25 protein-coding genes are annotated in these 23,803 nt (G+C 53.6%); 4 read left to right on the top strand and 21 right to left on the bottom strand.

All coding sequences use genetic code 11. The features are described from left to right. Positions 1-52 precede the first annotated feature (52 nt). A complete protein-coding gene (locus Q8W24_RS08655) occupies positions 53-2,881 on the top strand; it encodes a response regulator (RefSeq protein WP_303433393.1) in 2,829 nt (942 codons plus the stop codon). 29 nt (positions 2,882-2,910) lie between these two features. Here the strand turns inward: Q8W24_RS08655 and acpS are convergent, their stop codons facing one another. The 12 genes from acpS to rpoE all read right to left on the bottom strand — a co-directional run bounded on the left by acpS (position 2,911) and on the right by rpoE (position 13,013). Next, the gene (acpS, locus tag Q8W24_RS08650) at positions 2,911-3,318 is read right to left on the bottom strand and encodes a holo-ACP synthase (RefSeq protein WP_305475053.1); all 408 of its coding nucleotides are present in this window, start codon (positions 3,316-3,318) and stop codon (positions 2,911-2,913) included. Beyond that, a complete protein-coding gene (gene pdxJ, locus Q8W24_RS08645; RefSeq protein ID WP_305475051.1) occupies positions 3,318-4,055 on the bottom strand; it encodes a pyridoxine 5'-phosphate synthase in 738 nt (245 codons plus the stop codon). Before pdxJ ends, acpS begins: the two co-directional genes overlap by 1 nt. 56 nt (positions 4,056-4,111) lie before the next feature. Next, entirely contained in the window at positions 4,112-4,840 is a 729-nt protein-coding gene (locus Q8W24_RS08640) for a DNA repair protein RecO (RefSeq protein WP_305475049.1), read from the bottom strand. Next, positions 4,840-5,736 (bottom strand): GTPase Era, encoded by an 897-nt coding sequence (gene era / locus Q8W24_RS08635; protein ID WP_303433400.1) that lies wholly within the window; start codon positions 5,734-5,736, stop codon positions 4,840-4,842. The genes Q8W24_RS08640 and era overlap by 1 nt, the downstream gene beginning before the upstream one ends. Then, positions 5,733-6,419: a ribonuclease III gene (gene rnc, locus Q8W24_RS08630; protein ID WP_303433403.1), complete on the bottom strand. Its 687-nt coding sequence runs from the start codon at positions 6,417-6,419 to the stop codon at positions 5,733-5,735. Before rnc ends, era begins: the two co-directional genes overlap by 4 nt. Further along, positions 6,420-6,779, bottom strand: coding sequence for a DUF4845 domain-containing protein (locus Q8W24_RS08625; RefSeq protein WP_303433404.1), 360 nt, complete (start codon positions 6,777-6,779; stop codon positions 6,420-6,422). It abuts the gene before it with no gap. Next, complete coding sequence (gene lepA, locus Q8W24_RS08620; protein WP_303433405.1) at positions 6,779-8,578, bottom strand: translation elongation factor 4; 1,800 nt, start codon at positions 8,576-8,578, stop codon at positions 6,779-6,781. Before lepA ends, Q8W24_RS08625 begins: the two co-directional genes overlap by 1 nt. A gap of 162 nt (positions 8,579-8,740) precedes the next feature. Continuing rightward, the gene (locus Q8W24_RS08615; protein WP_303433406.1) at positions 8,741-10,135 is read right to left on the bottom strand and encodes a DegQ family serine endoprotease; all 1,395 of its coding nucleotides are present in this window, start codon (positions 10,133-10,135) and stop codon (positions 8,741-8,743) included. A 96-nt stretch (positions 10,136-10,231) separates the two neighbouring features. Continuing rightward, positions 10,232-10,654, bottom strand: coding sequence for a SoxR reducing system RseC family protein (locus tag Q8W24_RS08610; RefSeq protein WP_303433408.1), 423 nt, complete (start codon positions 10,652-10,654; stop codon positions 10,232-10,234). Positions 10,655-10,660: 6 nt separating this feature from the next. Further along, the gene (locus Q8W24_RS08605; RefSeq protein WP_305475048.1) at positions 10,661-11,680 is read right to left on the bottom strand and encodes a MucB/RseB C-terminal domain-containing protein; all 1,020 of its coding nucleotides are present in this window, start codon (positions 11,678-11,680) and stop codon (positions 10,661-10,663) included. Next, positions 11,677-12,405 (bottom strand): sigma-E factor negative regulatory protein, encoded by a 729-nt coding sequence (locus Q8W24_RS08600; protein WP_305451948.1) that lies wholly within the window; start codon positions 12,403-12,405, stop codon positions 11,677-11,679. The genes Q8W24_RS08605 and Q8W24_RS08600 overlap by 4 nt, the downstream gene beginning before the upstream one ends. A gap of 20 nt (positions 12,406-12,425) precedes the next feature. Continuing rightward, positions 12,426-13,013: an RNA polymerase sigma factor RpoE gene (gene rpoE, locus Q8W24_RS08595; protein WP_303433412.1), complete on the bottom strand. Its 588-nt coding sequence runs from the start codon at positions 13,011-13,013 to the stop codon at positions 12,426-12,428. Between the two features lie 191 nt (positions 13,014-13,204). Here rpoE and nadB point away from each other — a divergent pair, with 191 nt between their 5' ends. Beyond that, the gene (nadB, locus tag Q8W24_RS08590; protein ID WP_303433413.1) at positions 13,205-14,830 is read left to right on the top strand and encodes an L-aspartate oxidase; all 1,626 of its coding nucleotides are present in this window, start codon (positions 13,205-13,207) and stop codon (positions 14,828-14,830) included. A gap of 27 nt (positions 14,831-14,857) precedes the next feature. Here the strand turns inward: nadB and Q8W24_RS08585 are convergent, their stop codons facing one another. Both Q8W24_RS08585 and Q8W24_RS08580 read right to left on the bottom strand, forming a co-directional pair. Next, positions 14,858-15,286 carry a hypothetical protein gene (locus tag Q8W24_RS08585; protein ID WP_305475047.1) on the bottom strand — a complete coding sequence of 143 codons (429 nt, stop codon included), beginning with the start codon at positions 15,284-15,286 and terminating at the stop codon, positions 14,858-14,860. Then, positions 15,270-15,524, bottom strand: a complete 255-nt coding sequence (locus Q8W24_RS08580; protein ID WP_303433417.1) for a succinate dehydrogenase assembly factor 2 — start codon at positions 15,522-15,524, stop codon at positions 15,270-15,272. The genes Q8W24_RS08585 and Q8W24_RS08580 overlap by 17 nt, the downstream gene beginning before the upstream one ends. Before the next feature lie 177 nt (positions 15,525-15,701). Between Q8W24_RS08580 and Q8W24_RS08575 the strand changes: the two genes are divergently transcribed. Beyond that, positions 15,702-16,571: a folate-binding protein YgfZ gene (locus Q8W24_RS08575; RefSeq protein ID WP_305475046.1), complete on the top strand. Its 870-nt coding sequence runs from the start codon at positions 15,702-15,704 to the stop codon at positions 16,569-16,571. Between the two features lie 35 nt (positions 16,572-16,606). Here the strand turns inward: Q8W24_RS08575 and Q8W24_RS08570 are convergent, their stop codons facing one another. After that, positions 16,607-17,728, bottom strand: coding sequence for an enoyl-CoA hydratase/isomerase family protein (locus tag Q8W24_RS08570; RefSeq protein ID WP_305415409.1), 1,122 nt, complete (start codon positions 17,726-17,728; stop codon positions 16,607-16,609). Between the two features lie 100 nt (positions 17,729-17,828). Here Q8W24_RS08570 and Q8W24_RS08565 point away from each other — a divergent pair, with 100 nt between their 5' ends. Then, positions 17,829-18,485 (top strand): hypothetical protein, encoded by a 657-nt coding sequence (locus Q8W24_RS08565; RefSeq protein WP_305475045.1) that lies wholly within the window; start codon positions 17,829-17,831, stop codon positions 18,483-18,485. A 79-nt stretch (positions 18,486-18,564) separates the two neighbouring features. On the opposite strand, the gene Q8W24_RS08560 is transcribed toward Q8W24_RS08565, so the two are convergent. The 6 genes from Q8W24_RS08560 to Q8W24_RS08535 are packed head-to-tail and all read right to left on the bottom strand — an operon-like array spanning position 18,565 to position 23,589. Further along, positions 18,565-19,860, bottom strand: a complete 1,296-nt coding sequence (locus tag Q8W24_RS08560) for a tetratricopeptide repeat protein (RefSeq protein WP_305475043.1) — start codon at positions 19,858-19,860, stop codon at positions 18,565-18,567. Positions 19,861-19,871: 11 nt separating this feature from the next. Then, positions 19,872-20,498 carry an energy transducer TonB gene (locus Q8W24_RS08555; RefSeq protein ID WP_303433425.1) on the bottom strand — a complete coding sequence of 209 codons (627 nt, stop codon included), beginning with the start codon at positions 20,496-20,498 and terminating at the stop codon, positions 19,872-19,874. Positions 20,499-20,500: 2 nt separating this feature from the next. After that, a complete protein-coding gene (locus Q8W24_RS08550) occupies positions 20,501-20,911 on the bottom strand; it encodes a biopolymer transporter ExbD (protein WP_303433427.1) in 411 nt (136 codons plus the stop codon). A 17-nt stretch (positions 20,912-20,928) separates the two neighbouring features. Further along, complete coding sequence (locus tag Q8W24_RS08545) at positions 20,929-21,450, bottom strand: MotA/TolQ/ExbB proton channel family protein (RefSeq protein WP_303433428.1); 522 nt, start codon at positions 21,448-21,450, stop codon at positions 20,929-20,931. 4 nt (positions 21,451-21,454) lie between these two features. Next, on the bottom strand, positions 21,455-22,825 hold the full coding sequence (locus Q8W24_RS08540) for a MotA/TolQ/ExbB proton channel family protein (protein WP_303433430.1): 1,371 nt from the start codon (positions 22,823-22,825) through the stop codon (positions 21,455-21,457). Beyond that, entirely contained in the window at positions 22,825-23,589 is a 765-nt protein-coding gene (locus Q8W24_RS08535; RefSeq protein ID WP_303433432.1) for a DUF3450 domain-containing protein, read from the bottom strand. Before Q8W24_RS08535 ends, Q8W24_RS08540 begins: the two co-directional genes overlap by 1 nt. Positions 23,590-23,803 lie beyond the last annotated feature (214 nt).

The raw sequence follows: 23,803 nt of genomic DNA, 5'->3' as shown, positions 1-23,803 counted from the left end.
ACTCTTCAGGTTCATTTATCGACCTGCTGGTTCAGGTTGTCTGGCGAACACCATGAAAACCTGGAAGATTCAAAAGCGCGCGTTATTAATGGGGCTGGTGCCTGTCCTGATCGCCTCTGTCACTCTTGGCGGTTATTTTATCAGCCAGCGTTTCCGCGACCTCAATGATTTGCTCGATCAACGCGCACTGGCCATGGCCAAACAGCTGGCGCCGGTTTGCGAATATGGCGTCACCATTGGCAATGTGGCCATTCTGCAAAATATTGCCAATAACATGCTGGAAGAGCCCGACGTTCGTTCCGTCAGTATCTATAACCAGGATATGGAATTGATGGCCCACGCTGGGCCGCGAATGATCAGCCACCAGCTATCCGATTCCACACTGAAGCGCGGTCAATTACATCTGATGCATACCAGCGAGTCGGTACGGGTACGCACTCCGGTACTGGCACAGAATCTGGTTATTTCGGATCAGGTATCCACCCAGTTTTTTGCCGAGCAGGTGGCCGAACCCAAGTTACTGGGATGGGCAGAGCTGGAATTATCATCCAACAACACTCGCCTGCAGCGCTACCATTACGCCGCCTCCTCAATACTGATTATTCTGTTTGCGCTGATCTGCGGTTTTATCTCGGCAGCTTATATCAGCCGCCTGATTTCCCGTCCCATTACCAGCATCCTGCAAGCAATCCGCTCACTGGAAGAAGGCAAACATGAAGTCAGGGTGCGGGTTGAAGAAGGTGGCGAGATGGGTGAGATGGCCAGTGCGATCAACAGTCTTGCCGCCGGTCTGCATCAGAACGCGGTCGAGCAGCAGCGCCAGATCGAAGAAGCAACGCGCGACATACTGGAAACCATGGATGACCTTGAAATCCGTAACCGCCAGTTACAGCTCGACCAGCAAGAGGCTCAAGCAGCCAGCCGCCTGAAATCCGAATTCCTTGCCAATGTCAGCCATGAACTACGTACCCCGCTGACAGGGATTAAAGGCTACGTACAACTGATGGAGCGCACCACCCTCAGTGAACGACAAAGTGATTATATCGACACGATGCGCAAATCATCCGATGACCTGATGCGCATCATTAACGATATTCTCGACCTTTCCAAACTCGAAGCAGGCAAGTTGATCATCGAGCACAATCCGGTCAACCTCAGGGAGCTCACCGAGGATGTACTGATTGCCCTGACGCCGGACGCCATCAACAAACGGCTGGCACTGTCTCTCTCGATTGCGGACGACGTCCCCTGCCAACTGCTCAGCGATGAATTACGCCTGAAGCAGGTGCTGACCAATCTGGTAGGGAACGCCATCAAGTTCACCCCGTCCGGCTCAGTCGCCGTTGATATCAGTCTGATTAATGTGCGCGACAGTCAGGCCAACATCAGTATTACCATCAAGGATACCGGTATCGGCATGTCAGCGGAGCAGCAGAAACGCTTGTTCAGTGCTTTTAGCCAGGCCGATGCCAGTACCGCCCGCCAGTTTGGCGGCACCGGGCTGGGGCTGATTATCTCACGCGCGTTGGTGCAGTCCATGCACGGTGATATCAGTGTCAGTAGCAAACCAGGCGAGGGGTCCGAGTTCAGTTTTTACGTCAGTGCGGATATCGACCAGAACCCGCCGCCACCGCTGTGCAGCCTGAAACCGGGCCAGATCGCGGTACTGGATGAACATCCGGGTAGTAACCGTAACCTGTGTATTTTGCTCAAGGAATGGCAACTGGTTGGTACTCCCTGCTCCTCCATCCCGGAACTGGAGCAACGGCTACAGGCTCAAGGCAATCGACCGGATGTCATTATTATCACCGTCGATCATGATCACCTGAACAACAATTTATACCAGCAAATTACCCGGCAACTGCTGCCCTATGATGTTCCGATTATTACCCTGATAGACAGCCTCGATCACGACCAGCAAGATCAGTTCCGCCGCATTGGTGCATTCGCCTGTATGACCCGGCCATTCAGCAGCCGCAAACTGCACGCGCTACTGGCCAGCATCCTGAAGGGTGAGTCCGTCGAGGACGAACCCTCCACGGCCCTGCATCAACTCAACCAGGCCAGTGGCCTACCTCCACACGTGCTGGCAGTCGACGATAATGAAGCCAATTTACGTTTGGTGGTCACACTACTGAGAGAGCTTGGCTTACCCACTTATGGTGCCTCCTCTGGCCAGGAGGCCATCCAGATTATCCAGCAGCAATCTATTGATCTTGTGTTTATGGATATTCAGATGCCGGGGATGAATGGCCTGGAAGCCACCCGCAAAATTCGTTTGTTACCAAACAAACAAAGTATTCCTGTCATTGCCCTCACCGCTCACGCCATGGCCGATGAACGCCAGCAACTGCTCAATAATGGTATGAACGACTATCAAACCAAACCGATCTCCATGGATCAGCTGGTGCAGTGCATTCATCGCTGGACAGGGTATATGCCACCGACGGAGCCGATGCAAACAGCGGCAGAAACAAGCGCCGATAACCGACAGCAAGGTGAGCAAACCGATCAGCCCTGTCTGTTTTCGCTGGAGCTGGCCTTGCGCTGTGCCAGCGGCAAACCTGGCCTGGCGTGTGACATGATGGAAATGCTACTGACATCATTACCCAAAGAGATCATGAACATCCGCACACTGTGGGAAGAAGAAGCACTGGAAGATTTGCAGGCGGCAGTGCACCGTCTGCATGGCGCCTCACGTTATTGCGGCATACCGGCCCTGCGACATGATCTTGATGCGCTTGAGACAGCACTCAAATGCAAACAACACAGTCACTTGCCAGGACGGTTGCGAGCGATGATTGAAAGCGCTGAAAAACTGCAACAATGGGCAGATCAGCACGACTGGCGCAGCGACCTCAGTAACAGTAACCGGGATTAAATCACCGAAACCCCAACCCACTGTCTGGATTAACGGGACAGCACCGCAAATGCCAATACCAGCGCTTCCTCATCCGACAAGCTGACCCAGGCCTGTTTGCCTCCCAGCTGTTGCAAGCGGTCGGCGGCCGCGCCGTAGAGTGACACGCGCGGCGCCCCTGCAGCGCTCCGCAACACCTCCAGCTGCTGGAACCCCACTCCTTTGGCAATCCCGGTACCCAGCGCCTTGGCGAGGGCTTCCTTGGCGGCAAACTGCTTGGCAAGGAAGTTCACCGTGCCACCACGTTGTCGCCACAAGGCCTGCTCCGCCGGCGTCAGGATACGCGTCACCAATCGCTCACCCTTGCGGCGAAAGACCAGCCCGATACGCTCCACCTGAAGGATATCCGTGCCGACACCAACCACCGCTGACTCGCCAACGGGCAGGCTGTCTGGCATCACGCTGAAGCAGCAGCCAACAAGCTACGCATCTCGGCAACCGCTCGTTCCATACCAACAAACAGCGCCTGGGCAACAATCCCATGGCCGATATTCAATTCATTGATTTCAGCAATAGCCGCGATTGGCTCCACATTGTGGTAGTTCAGGCCATGTCCGGCATTAACCACCAATCCACAGCCATGAGCATAACGCGCCGCTTCCTGAATCCGCTGCAGCTCTTCATCAACCACCGCGGCAGAGGCATCGGCATAACGACCGGTGTGCAACTCAATCACAGGGGCTCCTGTGCGAACCGCAGCGTCAATCTGGGCGGTATCCGGGTCGATAAACAAGGACACCACACTGCCGACCTGTTGCAAACGGGCCACGGCTTTCCGGATTTGGTCTTCTTGCCCCACCACATCCAGGCCACCTTCCGTGGTCAGTTCTTCTCTCTTTTCTGGCACAAGACAAACACATTCCGGCTCTACTTCTTCTGCCAGTTGCAACATGGCTTCGGTAACGGCCATTTCCAGATTCATGCGCGTAGTCAGAGTTTCTTTCAAGACGTACACATCGCGGGTCTGGATATGACGACGGTCTTCACGGGGATGAATGGTAATACCATCGGCACCGGCCTGCTCAGCCACAAAAGCAGCCTGTACCGGGTCAGGGTAACGGGTACCACGAGCCTGCCGCAAAGTGGCTATATGATCGATATTAACGCCAAGAAGAACACGGCCGTTTTTAATCACAACAATTTCCTCAATCAATAGGGGATAAGTCACTGAACAAGCAGTCTTTGAACAGCTCAATGACAATCAGAGGGTAAATCACCAGCGGGGAATTTAACAGCAGCGAGGCGTCCGGCATCCGGTGCCTGTACCTGTGCCGCATGACCAGGCAGGTCAAACAAGCGGCGGCTGTTTAGCGGCCGTGACAAGCATTCCGATAACGCCTGCCGCAATACCCACTTGGCCAGCCGCAGTTCGGTTATGCCTAACTGGCCCTGATGAATCGCCAGTAATATCGAGCCGGGGAAACCAGCAGGATCTCGGGTTACTGCAAACCCGGCCTGCGCTTCAAAAGCATAATAAGCCGATGCCTGGATTGCAGCGCCAGTCTGATCCCGATGCCAATGAAAACCCAGCCCCAAATCCGACAGCAGCTGATACTCAAACATACGCAACCAGGGTTCCGCTGCCTGCCCGTCGGCCAGTGCCCTCAAGGTATGGGTATAACGCTGATACAAGCCGGGAAACGATTCACCCTGAGGTAACAGACGTAACAACAGCTCGTTCAGGTAAGCGGTACAAAACAGCGCCTCTCCTGTCAGGAAAAACGTCTGCTGAGGGTCAGCCAGCACCAATCGGGGCCAATCCTGTTCGGCTTGCCAGACCCCCTGATAAACCTGGTGCAGGTGTAATGTTTTGCGCCGGGGAGCCAGCAACAGCTGAAAACCGTCTTGCTCACACAGGGCAGACAGCAACCAGCCGGATTCTCCGGCCGGTTGCCGGTGTAACACCACCAGTGCTTGCATCAGACGCGGTCGTCGTAACCCAAACTACGCAAGGCACGCTCATCATCAGACCAGTTGGCTTTGACCTTGACCCACAGGTTCAGCATCACCTTGCAGTCGAACAGAATCTCCATATCCTTACGGGCATCCTGGCCAATTTGTTTGATACGAGAGCCAGCATCACCGATCACAATACGCTTTTGCGATGAGCGTTCGACCAGAATCAGGGCGCTGATTTCTGCCAGCCGACCGTCGTGGGTAAACTCTTCGATTTCAACCGTCATGGCGTAAGGAAGCTCATCCCCCAGCTGACGCATGATTTTTTCGCGCACCAGTTCTGCCGCCAGAAAGCGGGAGCTGCGATCAGTAATCTGGTCTTCCGGATAAAAATACCCGGCTTCTGGCAAATAACTGTTGATCAAGGATTCCAGCCGATCGACGTTACGGCCGGTTTTGGCGCTCAGCGGAACGATCTGGGCGAAGGCATACCGCTCGGACAGGGTTTGCAGATACGGCAGTAATTCTTCGTCTTTATCCTTGATAAAGTCGACCTTGTTGACCACCAGCACCACCGGCGCCCGTTGTTGGCTGACGGCTTGTAATACCAGGTCGTCTTCTTCCGTCCAGCGCGTCCGGTCGACGACCATAACAACCAGATCAACATCTTTTACTGCCGTTGTGGCCGCCTTGTTCATATAGCGGTTGATGGCTTTTTCCTGATGCAGGTGTATGCCTGGTGTATCGACATATACCACCTGCACATCCTCTTCTGTCTTGATACCCAGAATCTGGTGGCGAGTGGTTTGCGGCTTGCGGGAGGTAATGGACAGTTTCTGCCCAAGAATACGATTGAGCAGTGTCGACTTGCCCACATTGGGGCGACCGACGATGGCAACAAACCCGGTGCGTTGTGTCATTTTTCTTCCTCTCGGATACCGAGCTCGGTCAGTACTTGCATCGCCGCAGCCTGTTCTGCAGCCCGACGACTGGCACCTTCGGCGACCTGGGGTTCGGCATCCTGAATCTGGACTTCGACCTTGAATATCTGCTCGTTGGTTGGCCCCGTCAACGCCAATACATTGTATTTGGGCAGAGGCAAGTGTTTGCTCTGCTGATACTCCTGCAAGCGGGTTTTGGGGTCCTTGATCGGGTCTTCCAGAGACAGTTCATCCAGCCGGGTCTGATACCAGCTCAGAATACAGCGACGCGCAGCATCCAGGCCAGCGTCCAGATAGATGGCACCAATCAGAGCCTCTACCGTATCCGCCAAAATGGACTCGCGCCGATGTCCACCACTTTTCAGTTCACCAGACCCCAGAATCAGGAAATCTCCCAGGTCGAATTCACGAGCCAGGTCGGCCAGGGTTTTACCCTTGACCATGCGGGCACGCAAGCGACTGAGTTTGCCTTCACGAGCCTGATCAAAACGCTGGTAAAGATCTTCAGCAACAACAAAATTAAGAATGGAGTCACCCAGAAATTCAAGGCGCTCGTTGTTGGTACCACCTTTACTGCGGTGGGTAAGCGCCAGAGTCACCAGTTGTTCATTTTTAAAGGTGTAGCCCAGGCGCTGGGAAAGTTTTAACAGAGGGTCATTCACTTATTGAAATTCTTCATGATGAGTAAATTGGCCAATAACATACAGGTTGCCCATGAAATGTTCTTTGACTTCGTAAGTCCAGTCGATGGTCACTGCGCCTTTGGTGCGCATCACTACCATGTCATCGATAGTAATATTCAGGTTGTTGGAGCTGATACGCGCTGCCATGACCTTGTGTACTTCTTTGACCGACGTGGTCGCCGTGATGGTTTTTGAACTATGCAAGGTATCCAGCACCTGCTGCAACATGCGGTCATCCCAATACATGGGCATAACGGCGATGGCCGCTTTGGCCAGCACACCAACCATCACCAAGACCATAATGACAGAGTAAAACGACATGCCTGCTTGCTTTTTCATTAGTCATCCACCTTGAGAACAGCCAGAAATGCTGACTGGGGAATTTCAACACTGCCTATTTGTTTCATACGCTTTTTGCCGTCTTTTTGCTTCTGCAACAGCTTTTTCTTGCGACTGACGTCACCGCCATAACACTTGGCTGTCACGTTTTTACGCAGCGCCTTGATGGTGGTGCGGGCAACTACCTGATTCCCCATCGCCGCCTGAATCGCAACATCAAACATCTGCCGGGGAATCAGTTCTTTCATTTTTTCGGTCAAGGCCGCGCCCCGACGGCGGACATTATCACGGTGCATAATCACTGCCAGCGCATCCACCCGTTCTCCATTAACCAGCACATCCAGTCGCACCAATGGCGCCGCTTCAAAACGACTGAAGTTATAATCCAGCGAGGCAAAGCCACGACTGGCCGACTTCAGGCGGTCAAAGAAGTCCATCACCACTTCACCCATTGGCAATTCGTACTTCAATGCCACCTGGCTGCCGGTGTATTGCATATCCAGCTGCACGCCACGCTTGTCGATACACAGCGAGATCACATTACCCAGATATTCTTGTGGTACCAGAATATTGGCTTCAGCAATCGGCTCACGCATTTCCGTGATAGAGCCAATATCTGGCAGCTTGGACGGGTTATCCACTTCCAGAATATCGCCCTTCTGGGTAACCACCTGATAAATCACCGTTGGCGCAGTGGTAATCAGATCCATGTCGTATTCGCGTTCGAGCCGCTCCTGGATAATCTCCATATGCAGCATGCCCAGGAATCCACAGCGGAAACCAAACCCAAGCGCATCAGAATTTTCTGGCTCGTGAAACAGCGAAGCATCGTTCAGGGAGAGTTTTTCCAACGCATCGCGGAAGCTTTCAAAGTCATCCGAGCTCACCGGGAATAAACCGGCATACACCTGTGGTTTGACCTTCTGGAATCCTGGTAACGCTGCCGTATCCGGGAACTTGGCTCCAACGATAGTATCCCCCACCGGCGCCCCATGAATGTCCTTGATACCGGCAACCATATAACCCACTTCACCGGTACGCAGCTCTTTCTTTTCGTGGCGCTTGGGTGTGAAAATGCCCACCCCATCAACCAGATGATCCTTGCCGGTACTCTTGAGACGAATCTTGTCGCCTTTACGCATAACCCCGTTCTTTACCCGTACCAGAGACACAACGCCAAGGTAGGAATCAAACCAGGAGTCAATGATCAGGGCTTGCAGCGGGCCATCAATATTGCCTTCCGGAGGCGGAATATGGGCCACCAGATCTTCCAGTACATCTTCGACGTTCAGGCCGCTTTTGGCACTGCAACGTACCGCTTCAGTAGCATCCAGCCCAATAATATCTTCTATTTCCTGGGCAACCTTGTCCGGGTCAGCCTGCGGCAAATCCATCTTGTTCAGAACCGGCCGCACTTCCAGGCCTTGCTCAATGGCGGTGTAACAGTTGGCAACCGACTGGGCTTCAACCCCCTGGGCAGCATCCACCACCAGCAAGGCCCCTTCGCAGGCAAACAATGAACGCGACACTTCGTAGCTGAAATCAACATGTCCCGGCGTATCAATAAAGTTCAGCTGATAGGTCTCGCCATTTTTGGCAACATAATCCAGCGTCACGCTTTGTGCCTTGATGGTAATACCACGCTCACGCTCAATATCCATGGAATCGAGCACTTGCTGCTGCATTTCACGGTTGGTCAACCCGCCACAGATCTGAATAATCCGATCCGACAGCGTGGATTTGCCATGGTCGATGTGGGCGATAATGGAAAAGTTACGAATGTGGTCCAGGTGGCTCACAGAATTACATCCAGGCAGCAAAAGAAATGGGGCGGGATTTTACTTGAAAGCGTCATACATGGCTAATAAAGAGTCAACCCGGATCGCCAACCAGGTTGCAGATACAACAACGGCAACCTGACGTTGCCGTTGTTGTATCGCTATCTGCCCCCGGTTGCGAGGTTATTTCGGAACTCGCAGTGGAATAAACAGTGCCGAACCGCGGCGTACAATACGCATAGGCACACTACGATCCCCTGGCAATCCACTCACAACCCGTTTGAAATCATCCAGATTATTAATGCTTTCGCCATAAATCATGGTAATTACATCTCCCGGCATCAAACCAGAAACCGCAGCTGGGCCATCCTTGATCGCCTTGACCAGCACGCCATCAAAGCCCAGTTTCTGACGCTGACTGTCGTTCAAGTCGGCAACCAGCGCCCCGATTGCATCGCTACTGAACTCTCCCGGCGTCGTGTTGGATGCCAGTGTCTGTGTTTTATCATTCGACAGCGTCCCTACTTCCACATTCAGGCGCTTGCGTTTGCCATTACGAACCAAGTCAATACGGACCTCAGTACCGGGACGAACCCGCCCGACCTGATGCGGCAAGTCTGATGACAGGTAAATGGTTTCGCCATTAAAACGGGTAATAATATCGCCATTTTTCAATCCGGCTTGCTCTGCAGGACTGTCTGGTACCACCTGGGCAACCAGTGCACCCGCGGCTTTCTCCAGGCCAAACGATTCTGCCAGATCCTTGCTGACTTCCTGTATCACGACACCCAGCCAGCCACGACTTACGGCGCCACTTTCTTTTAGCTGATCCGCCACATCCATGGCGACGTTAATCGGAATGGCGAACGACACCCCCATAAACCCACCGGAACGCGTGTAAATCTGAGAGTTAATACCCACTACCTTGCCATCCAGGTTAAACAATGGCCCACCGGAGTTACCCGGATTGATCGCCACGTCGGTCTGGATAAACGGCACGTAGTTTTCGTTTGGCAAACTGCGTCCTTTGGCGCTGACAATCCCCGCGGTTACGGAATAGTCAAAACCGAACGGCGAGCCAATAGCCACCACCCATTCCCCCACATCCAGAGCGTCGGAGTCTCCCATCCTGACGATAGGCAGATCATCGGCTTCAACCTTGAGCAAAGCCAGATCGGAACTCTTGTCGGCCCCGATCAGCTTGGCTTCCAGTTCGCGCCGGTCGTTGAGCCGCACGATAATTTCGTCGGCATCCTGAATCACATGGTTATTCGTCAGAATATAACCATCGTGCGACACGATAAAACCGGAGCCCAAAGATGTTTTTTCCTGCTCTCCACGAGGGGAAGGCGACGGCACGCCAAAAAAGTGCCGGAATATTTCCGGAACATCTTCCGGCAGGCCATAACGTTGCTGATACGAACTGCTGGATCCGCTACTGACATGCTGTATCGTACTGATATTCACCACTGCCGGTGACGCTTCTTTCACCAGATCACGAAAATCCGGCAGACTGGCGTGCACTGCAGATGCCAGCAATAACACAACGGGAAACAGTAATTTGAATATCCTGGTCATAGATAACCCTTTTTAACGGCAATACGAGATCATGATTAACACCAAGGGAATGGTGAACCAACGTAACAAGCAGAGATTATAGAGTCGATTTTGTGGCTAGAATTCCGAACACACAGAAACAATTGCCGGCAGCCATTGCTGGCGTTTCAGATTGGCAATATAACGCGCCAGTAACAAGCCTCCTGCCAGCCCCAGAACGCCGACCACCAAGGCAGCGACATCACCGCCAGAAGTCTGGCCAGCCGCAGCTCCCAGAATCAATCCCACCAGTGGCACGCCATACAGCGTCGCTGCACTGGCAGCCAGACTGCCAGACGGCAGATCCAGCACCACTTGCTGACCGGGTTCCAACACGTATTCTGTGGCAACCCACAGTCGTATCGGCTTGCCCATACTGCTAAGTGTCGCCTGACCACAGCCCGCCCGTGAATTACAACTGCCACAAGCGCTCTGTTGCAGACCTTCAACCCAGACGCCGCCGTTTGCGACTTCTTTTACTTCAACCATTTCACGTGGCATGGATGGTTACCTCTCTGAAATCGGATGATTACCCGCATAACGTACCGACAAAGCAATACGCTTGGCCGTCGCCATCGGCAACTCGCCAACAACTGTAATCCTCATTCTGCGTTCGCCAGCACGCTGATGCCGTACCACCGCCGCCGTTGCGCCCCAGCGCCGGCTCATATCCGGCATGGAGTCCTGCTCAACCTGGTCAACAAACAAGGTAAAGGCCGACAAACCGTCACTGTACAATAACGCTGCACCCGCTGTCGCATCGGACTCCGTTGACCGGGTAAAACCAGGGGGTACCCAGTCCGGATACCAATCTTGCTGATGCTGGATTAACGCCGTCGCCGCTGAAGCTCCCAAATGAGAGACATACTGATGGCTGTCTGGCGGTGCATCAAACTCGGTGGATGGAATGCTCTGGCCAATACGGATCTCGGCGAACTGATAACGCTCGATCACCTGGCGCGACTGGTCAACCAGATCCGATCGTAACAACAAACCGGTTTCTTTATCCAGCCAGAGGTTCTGGCCAAAACGGAAAGTATCATTCGGCACTACCTGGATTTGCAAGGCATCCCGGCCAGCAATTCTTTCGGATCGGGCTTGTCGAATCTGGTAGTAGGACCCCAGGGCCGGAAGATCCGGGTCAATGCCAGACAACAGATTAGCGGTCTGATCATACATCCGTAATGCCTGATCATCCGGGTGGGTACAACTGACGTCCTGTCCGACCCGGATGATTTCCCGGGGGTGGCCGGTCAGATGAGAGATTTTTTCATATTCAACACCATCGACCATCGCATGACTGATGGCCATGGTGTGCCAGAGCCGGTCATTGCCGAATACCAGTACCCCCTGGTAGTTGACTTCCTTGATGGCGTGAGACATGCGGGCCAGCCACTGTCTCGGACCGGAGGCATGTACTGAGGCTATAGCGTTATCGGTAATCTGGTTATCCGAACCTGCCGGACTGGCATTAACGGGATTAACCAGCGCCAGCCCCAGGGTCAGAACACACCAGGCGGCTCTCACTGCTGGGCATCTCCGCCTTGTTCAAAGCTGGTAACCCGGGCAAATGGCATCAGTCCTCTGCCAGTATTCAGTGCCGCGTGCTCACTGTGCTGCATCACATATTCATGCAATCGGCTTTGGGCAGAGCTTAACTGCTCTTCTGTCAGTGTGTCGGAAAGCTCGCCGGCATCCATGGAAACCAGGCTGATATTGCTGCCGTTCAGACCAAAACCACTTTCAAGCGTCGAGGCTGAGTCTGTGGCAATATCCGATCCTGCCACCATCTTGCTTTCAGCACTCTGCACATTCAGGCTGGGTGTATCCACCGCCGCAACAGAAACCGGTTGCACCGAGCTTGCGCCATCCATCACCCGGACACTCATCAGCACCGCCAGAGTCACCGAGGCAGCCACGGCACCAGAAGCAATCCAGCCACTGCGTTTACGCCATGAATGGCTGTGTTCGGTTTCCGCAACGTCGACAGCCGGAACCGGCTCATGAGCAGCGGTTTGTCGGGCCGGTACTTCATCCATCGGCTCACCTGAAATGGCTTGCATGATACCGCGAGACAAGTCGACCGTAGTGGCCGGTTCTTCGCGCATCAGCGCGCCCATCAGCTGATAGCGGCTCCAGCGCTCACGCAGTTCTTCATCCTGTTCAAGCTGGTTCAAAGCCCGACGAACTTCAAGTTCATCGGCTTCTCCGTCAACCAGGGCCGAGATAGATTCATTCATACGATCGTTCATTATTGTTACCTTCCAGACCGTCACGCAGTGGCCATAAGCAATGGCTGCATTTTCTTGTCTATCGCTTCACGAGCCCGGAAAATCCGGGAGCGAACCGTACCAATTGGACAATCCATTGCTTCAGCTATTTCTTCATAGCTGAGTCCGTCCATTTCCCTCAATGTGATGGCCATACGCAGATCATCGGGTAATGCCTCAATGGCGCCAAACACCACGTCGCGCAACTGGTCCCGTTGCAACAACCCATCCGGTGTTTCGATATCACGCATAGGGCTATAATCGCCGAAAAATTCGGCATCATCCGGATCGATGTCATGGGTCGGTGTCTTCCGACCACGGCTGACCAGATGATTTTTGGCAGTGTTTACAGCGATCCGATACATCCAGGTATAGAACGCACTGTCACCGCGAAAATTGGGCAAAGCCTTGTAGGCTTTCACAAACGCTTCCTGGGTAACATCCTGTGCTTCAGCAAAATCGGACACAAAACGTCCAACCAAAGACAGGATACGATGCTGATATTTGAGCACCAGCAAGTCAAAGGCGCGACGATCACCTTTCTGAACCCTTGCGACCAGTTGCCGGTCCGTATTTTGATGATCTGTCATGCCTTGTTCCGACGCCTTCTTGGGCTGTTTTGTCAAAATTGCTGCGCTGGTCACTGTACGGGCCTCCACTGTGGCTGTAAATGGAAGACTGGGCGCCGAGCGAAAAGTTCAGGAATATTTCCCTGACACGTATTCTGTCAGCGCTTTGGCTGGCATTATAAACCCCTATCGTTAACAGAAATCAGATGACCATGAGCGAACAACTGACCTTCGACGTCCTCATCATTGGCAGCGGAGCGGCTGGCCTGACACTGGCGTTATCATTACCTTCTCACCTGCAAGTGGCAGTGATCAGCAAAGACCAACTGGACAGCGGCTCAACACGCTGGGCACAAGGGGGCGTAGCTGGCGTACTCGACGCCACCGACAGTGTCGACGCCCACGTCTCTGATACCCTGATTGCCGGTGCCGGACTCTGTAACGAATCTGCCGTGCGCTTTACGGTAGAAAACTCAGCCTCTGCCATCCAGTGGCTGATCGATAGCGGTGTGCCCTTCACCCTGGACGGTATTGCCGAACAGGGAGGCGATCAGCGTTTCCACCTGACCCGGGAAGGCGGTCACAGCGCCCGCCGTATTATCCACGCCGCCGATGCCACCGGGCTGGCCATCTCCGACACACTGATCGAGCGTGCCAGAGAGCAACCCAACCTGCATCTGTTACACCAGTATATCGCCGTTGACCTGATTACTCGAGACAAGCTCGGACTTGATGGCCAAGCCTGTATCGGGGCTTATTTCCTCGACAAGGACACTCGCAAGGTTGCCGCCATTACCGCCAGGGCCACCGTGCTGGCCACTGGTGGTGCCAGCAAAGTGTATTTGTACACCACCAACCCGGATATCGCCTCGGGGGATGGCATTGCCATGGCATGGCGCGCTGGTTGCCGTATCGCCAACATGGAATTCAACCAGTTTCATCCCACCTGTCTGTACCATCCGGTCGCCACATCCTTCCTGATCAGTGAAGCGGTACGGGGGGAAGGCGGCAAGCTGTTACTGCCCGATGGCAGCCGCTTTATGGATCGTTTTGACGCTCGGGGCGAACTGGCACCCCGGGATATCGTTGCCCGTGCCATCGACCACGAAATGAAACGCCTCGGAGCTAACTGTCTGTATCTGGATATCAGCCACAAGCCGGACGACTTTATTCGCCAGCACTTCCCCACCATTCTGGAACGTTGCCTCGAACTCGGCATCGACATCCTGAATGAACCCATTCCGATTGTACCGGCCTCGCACTATACCTGTGGAGGCGTCGTCACCGACCATTTTGGCCGCACTGATATCGACGGTCTGTATGCCATTGGCGAAACGGCCTGTACCGGATTGCACGGTGCCAACCGCCTGGCCAGCAACTCTTTGCTCGAATGTCTGGTCTACGCCCGTTCAGCGGCTACCCATATTATTGAAAGCCTGAACTCGGTACCGGATATTCCGGATGTACCGGCCTGGGATGCCAGCCTGGTGACCGATTCCGATGAAGACGTCGTGATTGCCCACAACTGGGATGAATTGCGGCGTTTCATGTGGGATTACGTCGGGATTGTCCGTACCACCAAACGCCTGTTACGCGCCAAACACCGCGTGCAACTGTTGCGACAGGAAATCCAGGAGTTTTACAGCAACCATCTGGTTACCGCCGACTTGCTGGAATTACGTAACCTGGTCGATGTCGCCGATATCATCATCCGCTCAGCCCTGTTGCGCCGTGAAAGCCGGGGGCTACATTACAGCCGGGATTACCCAGAGCCACTGCCAAGAGCCTTTGATACCGTCGTCACTGCCAAACATTTACGAGAACTGGGTGAGCTGTAGCGTTACACAAGAACCAACCGTGGCGATTTACAGTTCGCTGTACAACACCCGTTGCAGCGCCTTGAAGTGCTGCTCCGAGTCAAAATTACAACGGCGCAGTACCAGCCCCTGCCAGGGCCAGACAGAATAACGCAAGATCAGCAGATGGCTGCGCCGGACACTCCCTGCCCGCCAACGTACCATTCGGGTATAGCCACTGCGATGGATCAGTCGCCAATGAGGAATACTGGCGGACTCATCCATAACGCCAAGCTTCTGCAAGCCAACCACCGGATCCTGTTTGCCATACCAGACAGCGTATATGGCCAATACCAACAGACCCGCGGACAACGCCAGCCACACGCCATACTGATACACCAGCAGCAGCGAGCAGAGTGTCAGCAAGGCCAGCACATCCAGGACGGTTTGCCAGAGGCTGGAATGCAACCGCCACAACAGCTCAGGGGTTCCGTGCATGTTCCAGTACCCGCACCACTATTTTGTGCATTTCCGGATCATCCGGAATCACCCGCTCCAGAAACCAGGCAAACAAATCCGTGTCTTCATGATCAATCAGCGCCTGATAACGCAACTGGTCTTCACGCTCCAGGGTGCGATAGGCTTTTTCAACAAAGGGCACCAGCAATACATCCAGTTCCAGCATCCCGCGACGGCTGTGCCACCACAGACGTTTAACTTCAGTTTCGTCGATCACATTACTCTCCTGTTCAATGGCGCCAGTATACCAGCGCCACCCCATCCTTGAACCTGCAACGCACACCAAAAACAACACCATCCCCGTCACTTACTCAGGCGACAGCCATACAGAGATTGAATGCGAATCATGCACCCCGAATACAAACCGGAGTACACTGGCTGAAAGGAGGAATTTATGAACACGATCTCGACTGCACCAATAGCAACAGACAACCGCTTGTCAGACTTTTCATTACTGGAAGTGACCGGCCCGGATGCGGCCCGACTACTGCAAGGCCAACTGACCTGTGACGTAACCGGGCTGGCCGATGGCCAGTGGACCCTTGGCGCTTGCTGTAACGCCAAAGGCCGGATGGTGACCAACTTTATGCTGGCACATACGGATGACCGCTTTATATTTCGGCTCGCGACGGATGTAACGGAGTTATTCCAGCGCCACCTCAGCAAGTATGCCGTCTTTTACAAGGTGTCACTGACTCCCTTGTCAACGGCCATCTTCGGCTATCAAACATCCGTACCTGCTGCGGTTAGCGAACGCACACTGCAAAAACAGCACGATGCTCTACTGCTGAACTGGCCGGATGGCAGGATTGAATGCTGGGCGGATACCGCCCCTACAACACCAGACAGCACACCATTAGCGCAGGCGGAATGGCAGCAGCAGGATATTCAGGCCGGGCTGGTATGGGTCACTCAAAAAAGTGTTGAACACTGGATTCCGCAGCATATCGCTTGGGACAAGCTGGATGGCGTCAATTTCAAAAAAGGCTGTTACACCGGGCAGGAAGTAGTCGCCCGAGTGCAGTATCTGGGTAAAGCCAAGAAGCAACTGGTCAAAGCGACCTGCGCGGACGAAGCCACTCCGGATTTGCTCAGCCCGGTCAAGACCAGTATCAAAGCGGTTGGCGAAGTGGCCAGCTGGCACGGTACCGGTGGTTTACTGGTTTTGAACGGTGAACCAGAAGAACCTCTGACCCTTGACGATGGAACGCCAATCACGGTTACCCCACTGCCTTTTGCTATCAGTCCAGCAACCGCGGAGTAACACGTCACTCTCGAAGTCAAGGCACCCGTTGCACGCTACAAATTAGCGAACGGGTGCTCATCACGCTTCCAGGGCGATGTCATCAAGGCTTTGACCCACTGATCCGGCACACTGGCAGGGGTCGCATGCTGCCACTGCGGCAGCGCTCCCCGGTCAATCAGTAACGCCCGGATACCTGCCACCAGATCCGGGTGACGACATGCCTGCCAGGCCATAACCAGCTCCAGCCGGGCTGCTTCAACCAGACTCATGTGCCTGCCGAGCGCCAACTGGGCAACCAGCAATCGGGCCGTGGCTGGACAACCTGCATGATGCTGGTTCAACCCACGCTGAACCCAGGCATCCTGATCCGCATCAGCGGCAGGCAGTGCCACAAGTCCTTGCTGGATAACCGGTGCCATCATCTCGGTGATCGTCGCTCCGGTACGTAACCAGTCACTCTCAGGCTTGTCTGCTGCCGCCGGCGTTGACCAGTTACCCAACAAATGCCGCACCAACAGCTGGTTATCCGGTGTGCGTTCCGTCCAGTCCAGGCGACGTAGTTGCCCGATCAAGGGTTCCAGGTCACCATCGGCCATCTGGTAGTCAATCAGGCGTTGCGACAGCGCATCGGTCGAATTGATCGGCATCCCGGTCAGCCCCATCCAATACCCCAACGCCGGTTCAATACGGGATAAATACCAGCTTCCCAGTACATCCGGAAACAAGCCGATACGCACTTCCGGCCAGGCCAGCTGCATTGAGGTAGTGCCAATACGATGATTGGCCGTCAGGAATAATCCCAGCCCGCCGCCCATCACATAACCATGGCCCCAGGCGATCAGTGGTTTGGTAAAACGGTGCAGCTGGATATTGGTTTTGTATTCCAGCTCAAAAAACTGATCCGCTTGTTTGAGCCCTGTTTCATCGCCATCGGCAATACCGTCGTACAACTGACGAATATCGCCACCACTGCAGAAACAGCGCCCTTCTCCCTGAATCACCACAGCAACAATACGCTTGCTCTGTTGCCAGCGGGCCAGGCGACGACCAATGGCCTGAATCATCTCCCGGGTCAAGGCATTCATCGACTTGGCGCGAGTCAGACTCACCAAGCCTATCTTGAAGCCACCCCGGGCAGACAGTGTTTTGAATGTAACGTCGGAGGATGTACTCACACTCGATTCCTTTGGACTGGAGACCGGCCGGATCATTCCAGCTCGGGTAGACCGGTGAGATGGTACACTCCACGGAAATACGAGCCAAAACGAATCTGTTATGACCATTGTCTTATCTGTGCTGATTGTGTTCTTGCTGGCAGGCACTTTGGGGGCGCTCTTGTATCTGACACAAAACGCCGCAGGGAAATCACGCCGTCAACTGGCACCACATCTGGAAGCAGAGTATCAGGGATATGCGGCGCTGGATCGGGAACTCAGGGCAGCAGGCTTTGAGCTGTTCCACCAGAGCCAGATTCGCCATGGCCGCCACCAGCTGCGCGGAGACTGGCAGCAACGAGCCTACAAGATTTTCGATTATCCGATGATTACGGCTCATGGTATCTCCCAGCAAACGCTGCTGCTGATCGAATGCAAACACCAGCATGTGGGGAGATTCCGGGCCAGCCCTTACAACCCCGGCGCCCACTCCCGCGACCAGTTTGTTGACCCAATGCCAGACCGCTGCATCCCGCTGGCCAGCGCCGAATTGCCGCCTACATTACAGCAGTGGAAAATCTCAGCGATCAAGCCTCATGCCATCCGTATCAAACTGAACGGCGATCTCTGTCAGTGGCTGGAGCAGCATGACTCGATCAATATTGAACTGAGCGACGGGTTTTTGTTGATCTATCGCCCCGACAGTATCCTGGAGGCAGAAAGCATCAGCCCGGCGTTAAACAAAGCCAGAGAGCTGGTCTCTATTCTGGAGTCATGACTGGATGCGGACGATGCCGATAAACAGACACAAAAAAACCGCTACAAGAGCGGTTTTTTTGTGTCTATTGCTGTTGCTATCAGGATGAAGCGGCCATATATGCCCGACGCTGTTCTTCGTCTTCGATATATTTGATCCACTGGTCGGCAGTCTTGGTTGCCGCGTCATAACCCCGGGCTTTAACAAACGTGCCTTTGGCCGCCGTTAACTCATCGAGATTAAACAGGATCAATCCCTGCAGAATCAGCGCCGAATGTGGCTGCGTCAAGTCGCCTTGTGCGATAGCCAACTTGACGTTGCTGAGGGCAAGATTCCATTCCTGACGCTCAGTATGAATCTGCGCCAGCTTGAAATAATCACTGCCCTTGTGCGACAGATCCGCTGCCTTGGTCATCACACCAATGGCCTGATCGTATTCCTTCGCCAGCATCCAGGCATCACCCAGTAACGACAAGCTGCGAGCGCTTTCCTTGATCACGCCTTTTTCCATCCCTGAAGTCAGAATACTGGCGGCCTTGTAAGGAATATCCTGACCCAGCAGCGCTTGTGCATAATTCACCAGCTCACTTTCCTTGGTCAGCATTCCCTGCTCAAAAGCGGTTTCCAGTGTTGCCAGCTCTTTCTTCGGTTGGTTCAGCTCACTGTAAACGGCCGCAAGTTGCACCCAGTATTGAGATTTCGGATACAAGGTCGCGAGGTCTTGCAGACACCGAGCCAGGTTTTTGAAGTCCTTGTTCTGGTAATACACAGCCCGCTCCAGCATCAACCAGTTTTCACGGGGCATCTTGCCCGTTTCCTTGGTCATGGCGATGGCCTTCTTCACATCCGGCAACGCCTTGCTGTATTGCTCGACCTGGAAATAAATCTGCGCCCGCAGGACAAAGGACTCTGCATTCGCAGACTCGACGATCCCGAACCACTTGTTCAGAGGAACCAGTGCTTTTTTGTAGTCCTCCTGAATCAAGTACAACTTCGACAGGCTGTACAGCGTGGTTTGTTCCAGACTTTCCGGAATGTTGCCAACGGATAAAACCTGTTCATAAGCGGCAGCCGCTGACTTGTATTTTTCCTGATTGAAATACACATACGCATACATGTTATGCGTCATGGCGGTCTCATAGGAGTTACGTCTGCGTTTCTCCAGCGACTGCAGTTCTTTCAACGCATCCTGATATTTCTTGGCATCAGCCAGCTCACGTGCGCCGTCCAGTTTCTTGTAAATAACCGGACGCATGGTCGCGGAGCGACGCACACGTTTTTTGCTGGATTCAGCGCTGGACTGCTCTGCCGCCTGAACACTGACGGCACCCACACTGATAAAAGACAGCGAGCATACCATCAGGCCGGCACTCAACAAGGCAATTGGCTTTTTCATGCTACCTCCGGTTATCTGCCGTTTTTCTCAAGTTCAAAGCGAATAATGTTACGAACACCGGTGACGGCAACCGCTTTTCCATCTTCCACCTTGGGCTTGTATTTGAATTTCTTCACTGCCGCCATCGCCTCACGATCAAAGATATTCGGTGGCGCGGCTTCAATCACGACAGGGTCAATCACGGTACCCAGACTGGTTACCGTAAATTCAACCACCACATAGCCCTCGATACCTTTCTGTGCCGCACGACGTGGATAGTTAGGGGCCACTTTGACGATTGGCAAGAAATCACCATCGCCGGAACCACCAGACAACCCGGCATCAACGCTCAGCTCGGCACCCATATCAAATCCGCCAACATCAAACCCATCGGTTGATGCCTTGGCAATCTGGGGCTTGGGCATATCCGGCTTGGGCGGCTCTTTTGCTGCAGCCGGTGGCTTGCGCGGTTTGCGTTCCTTGGTTTGCACCTCATCATCCGGCTTGCTCATGACAAAGCTTTCGATGCGGCCAAAATCATTCTCGTTAAGTACAGAGCCGCCAGTACTGATCAGGCTCTGCATCATCCAGAAAACGGCAAAGGTCGCAACCGCTGCAACGGCCAGGGCTGCACCAAAGCGTAGCAGGGTCAGGAACATACCTAGCGCTCCTCTGTTGCCAGAGATACGTCATATACCCCGGCGGCCCGAGCAGCATCCATCACTGCGACCAACTGCTTGGTCTTGGCTTCTTCGTCTGCCTGAATCACCACCGTACCCTGTGGATTTTCAGCGTGCATCCGTTCGATGTTGGCCCGTACCTGGCTTTCATCAACCCGGCGCTTGTTAATCCAGATTTCGCCAAGGTCATTGATGGCAATCAGGATATTCGCCCGTGGTTTGGCGTTGGATGTACTGGCATCCGGACGATTGACTTCGATACCGGATTCTTTTACGAAAGAAGCCGTCACGATGAAAAAGATCAGCATGATAAACACTACGTCCAGCATGGGAGTAATGTCGATCTCGCCCTCTTCAGCCTGTGGGGTCAAATTTGAAAAACCGCGTCTCATAGCAATCTTCTCTTGAATTAGTGATCGAAGGTCAGCTTGTCTTCAATGCGGATCTTTTCACGCTTGATATAGCGATCCAGCAAGGACTGAGCAAACACACCGGTAATAGCACCTACCATACCTGCCATGGTCGGAATCGTCGCTTTAGAGATACCGGATGCCATGGCCTTGGGACTGCCATTGCCCAGATACGCCATCACGTCAAATACCTCGATCATGCCACTGACAGTACCCAGCAACCCGAACAGCGGTGCAAGGCCGATCAACATTTTGATAGTGCTCATATTGGCAGAAAGTTCAAAAGACAGCTGACTGATCAGATCCTGGCGGATCTGGTGCGCTGCCCAGGAGCGACGTTCGTTGCGCCCTTCCCATTCGCTTATCGCCGACGTCAGCGACGTCCGATAAACAAACAGGAAGTAGCCAACACGCTCAAGAACCAACAACCACAGAATAAAAACCAGCCCACAGATGGCGTAGAGGACATCGCCTCCACGCTCCATGAACAGGTAAACGGGTTCGTACAGTTCACCCAACATGAGATTACGCCGCTTTAGCGTGTTGTTGTTCGGACTGGCGCGCCAGGATCCCTGTCGCCCGCTCTTCCAGAATCATCATCAACTCGCGACTGCGGTTGTTGGTGAGTGTGTGCAAGAACACACAAGGAATTGCAGCCACCAGACCCAGAACCGTCGTAACCAGTGCCTGGGAAATACCACCAGCCATCAGTTTCGGATCACCGGTACCAAACAGCGACATGGTTTCAAACACATCGATCATACCAGTCACCGTACCCAGCAGACCCAGCAGCGGTGCTACTACAGAGATAATCTTGATCCAGCCAATAGCACGGGTCAGCTTTGGTATTTCAGCCGAAATGGCCTCACCCAGATGCAATTCCAGTGTTTCGATATCGGCATCTTTATTGGCCTGGAAAACCGCCATCACGCGACCCAGAGCGTTATTATCACTCGGGGTTTCAGTAGCCATTTGCTTGCGGATACGACCGCTTTCAAGCATCAACACCAGCATCCGCCAAATCGCCAGCAGGATACCAATGCCACCCAGTGCAATAATGATGTAACCCACAACACCACCCTGGTCGACACGATCGCCCAGTTCTGGTGATTGGCCCATGATTTTCAGCAATTGGCCACGTGACGGGTCAATCCAGAAGCTGGTCAGGTCGGTACCTGAAGCAGCAGCCAGTTCGGTAGCCGGGTCGGTGTAACGTCCACCAGGTTGCTTGTCCAATTCGACCAGACGACCGGCTTCCAGATCCCAGTTCAGGTATTTGCCACCGGACACAACGTTGAACCCACCCACACGGATAACGTCTTTCTGTACCGTTTCACCACTGGGGATAACAACATCTGCGTTGTATTTGGCAACACGACCGCTATAAGTCATTTCACGCTGCATCTCGAACCACAGCTGTTCCAGCTGTTCGATGGATGGCAGCTTGGAAGATGAACCGGCAGTAATGATCAGGTCTTTCAGGAAAGCATCACGGCCTGGCAGCTCAGAGCTGATAACCGATCCTTCAAAAATCGACTTGGTATCACCCGCCACTTGCTGCAGTACACCAAACAATTCTTTCAACGAACCCATGCGGTTGGTCAGACGCTCTTGTGCTTCTGCCACCGTGGTTTCGTTGGTCTGAAATTTGTTTTCCTTGGTTTCGCTGTCTTTCAGCAGGTTGTTACGTTCTTTACGGGCATCGGCCAGCATTTTTTCCTGGGTGGCCTTGTCGGAATTAAAACGCTTGAGGCGTTGTTGAAATTCCTGATTGTCCCGGGCCTGTCCCTGCTTCACCAGATTCAACAGGGAATCAACAGAAACGGCTTCAGCAGCCACTGCGGTGTTGATACCCAAAGCCAGCGTAGCTGACAGTAATAGTGCCTTGAATTTCATTATTTGGCCTCCTGAGCTGCTGCAACAGGTACTTTGATCAGGCTGGGAGCCGCTTGCTCACGTGCAATACGGATACCTGCCATCAGCTTGCTTTTCATCGATGGGTCCAGTGTTTCCCAGGCTTTTGCGGCGCTGTTCCAGACGCCCAGAACGTTGCCATCCAGAGACTGATACATCAGGGAAATACGACCAACCCGCAAGAAGTCCACTTCACGGCCTTCCAGGGTGCCCCGGAACGATTCGATGGTACGGCCATAATCGATTTCAGCCTGGTAGGCTTCCATCACCTTGCGGTATTTTTCTGCCACGGTGACGTCGGAACGTCCCATCAAGGCTTTCAGCGCGTTGACACGCCCAGTGCGTTCTTCAAGCAGAAACGGTACATCGGCTTGTACAAACTGATCAATCGAATCAATCATACGTAGCATCAAAGGTGTTACCTGACGCTCAACCAGTGTGACCTGTTCAATGCTTTCTTCAATACCAGCCAGCTCTTCTTCCTGAGCGGCAAGCTGCTTGTCGAGTTGCTCGATGTATACTTTCAGACCATCGGATTCCTTGACGACACCACGATATTCACGCTCTGCCGCACGAATGCTGCTATCGATGGAATCGATTTTTTGCTGAGACGCCTGCGCGTTACTGACGCGGTTGACACCCTTGTCGATCGCCGTGTTGACATCAGCGGCCGTAGCGCCAAACACAACACCGGCGCTGAGTATGGCTGCGGCCAGAATATTTCGAGTTCGCAGTTGCATTGGCATATGTATTACCCGTATAGACTCCGTGATGCCTGTTATAAAAACAGACTCCCCAATTTGAGTGCGCAGACTACTCAAGCAACATGACACTTCTGTTACATTGCTTGCGCGCCGCGCTCTATCTTGTGTTGATGCTAATTATGACGGTGATAGATGACAATAACGTGAGCAACACCAATAAAAACGGCGCCCGAAGGCGCCGTTTTTGTTTAATCAG

It is taken from the genome of Oceanobacter sp. 4_MG-2023 (assembly GCF_030689165.1).
Taxonomy (GTDB): domain Bacteria; phylum Pseudomonadota; class Gammaproteobacteria; order Pseudomonadales; family Oceanobacteraceae; genus Oceanobacter.
Note: the sequence above shows the minus strand (reverse complement) of the source record. Positions and strands in the feature narration are given on the sequence as shown.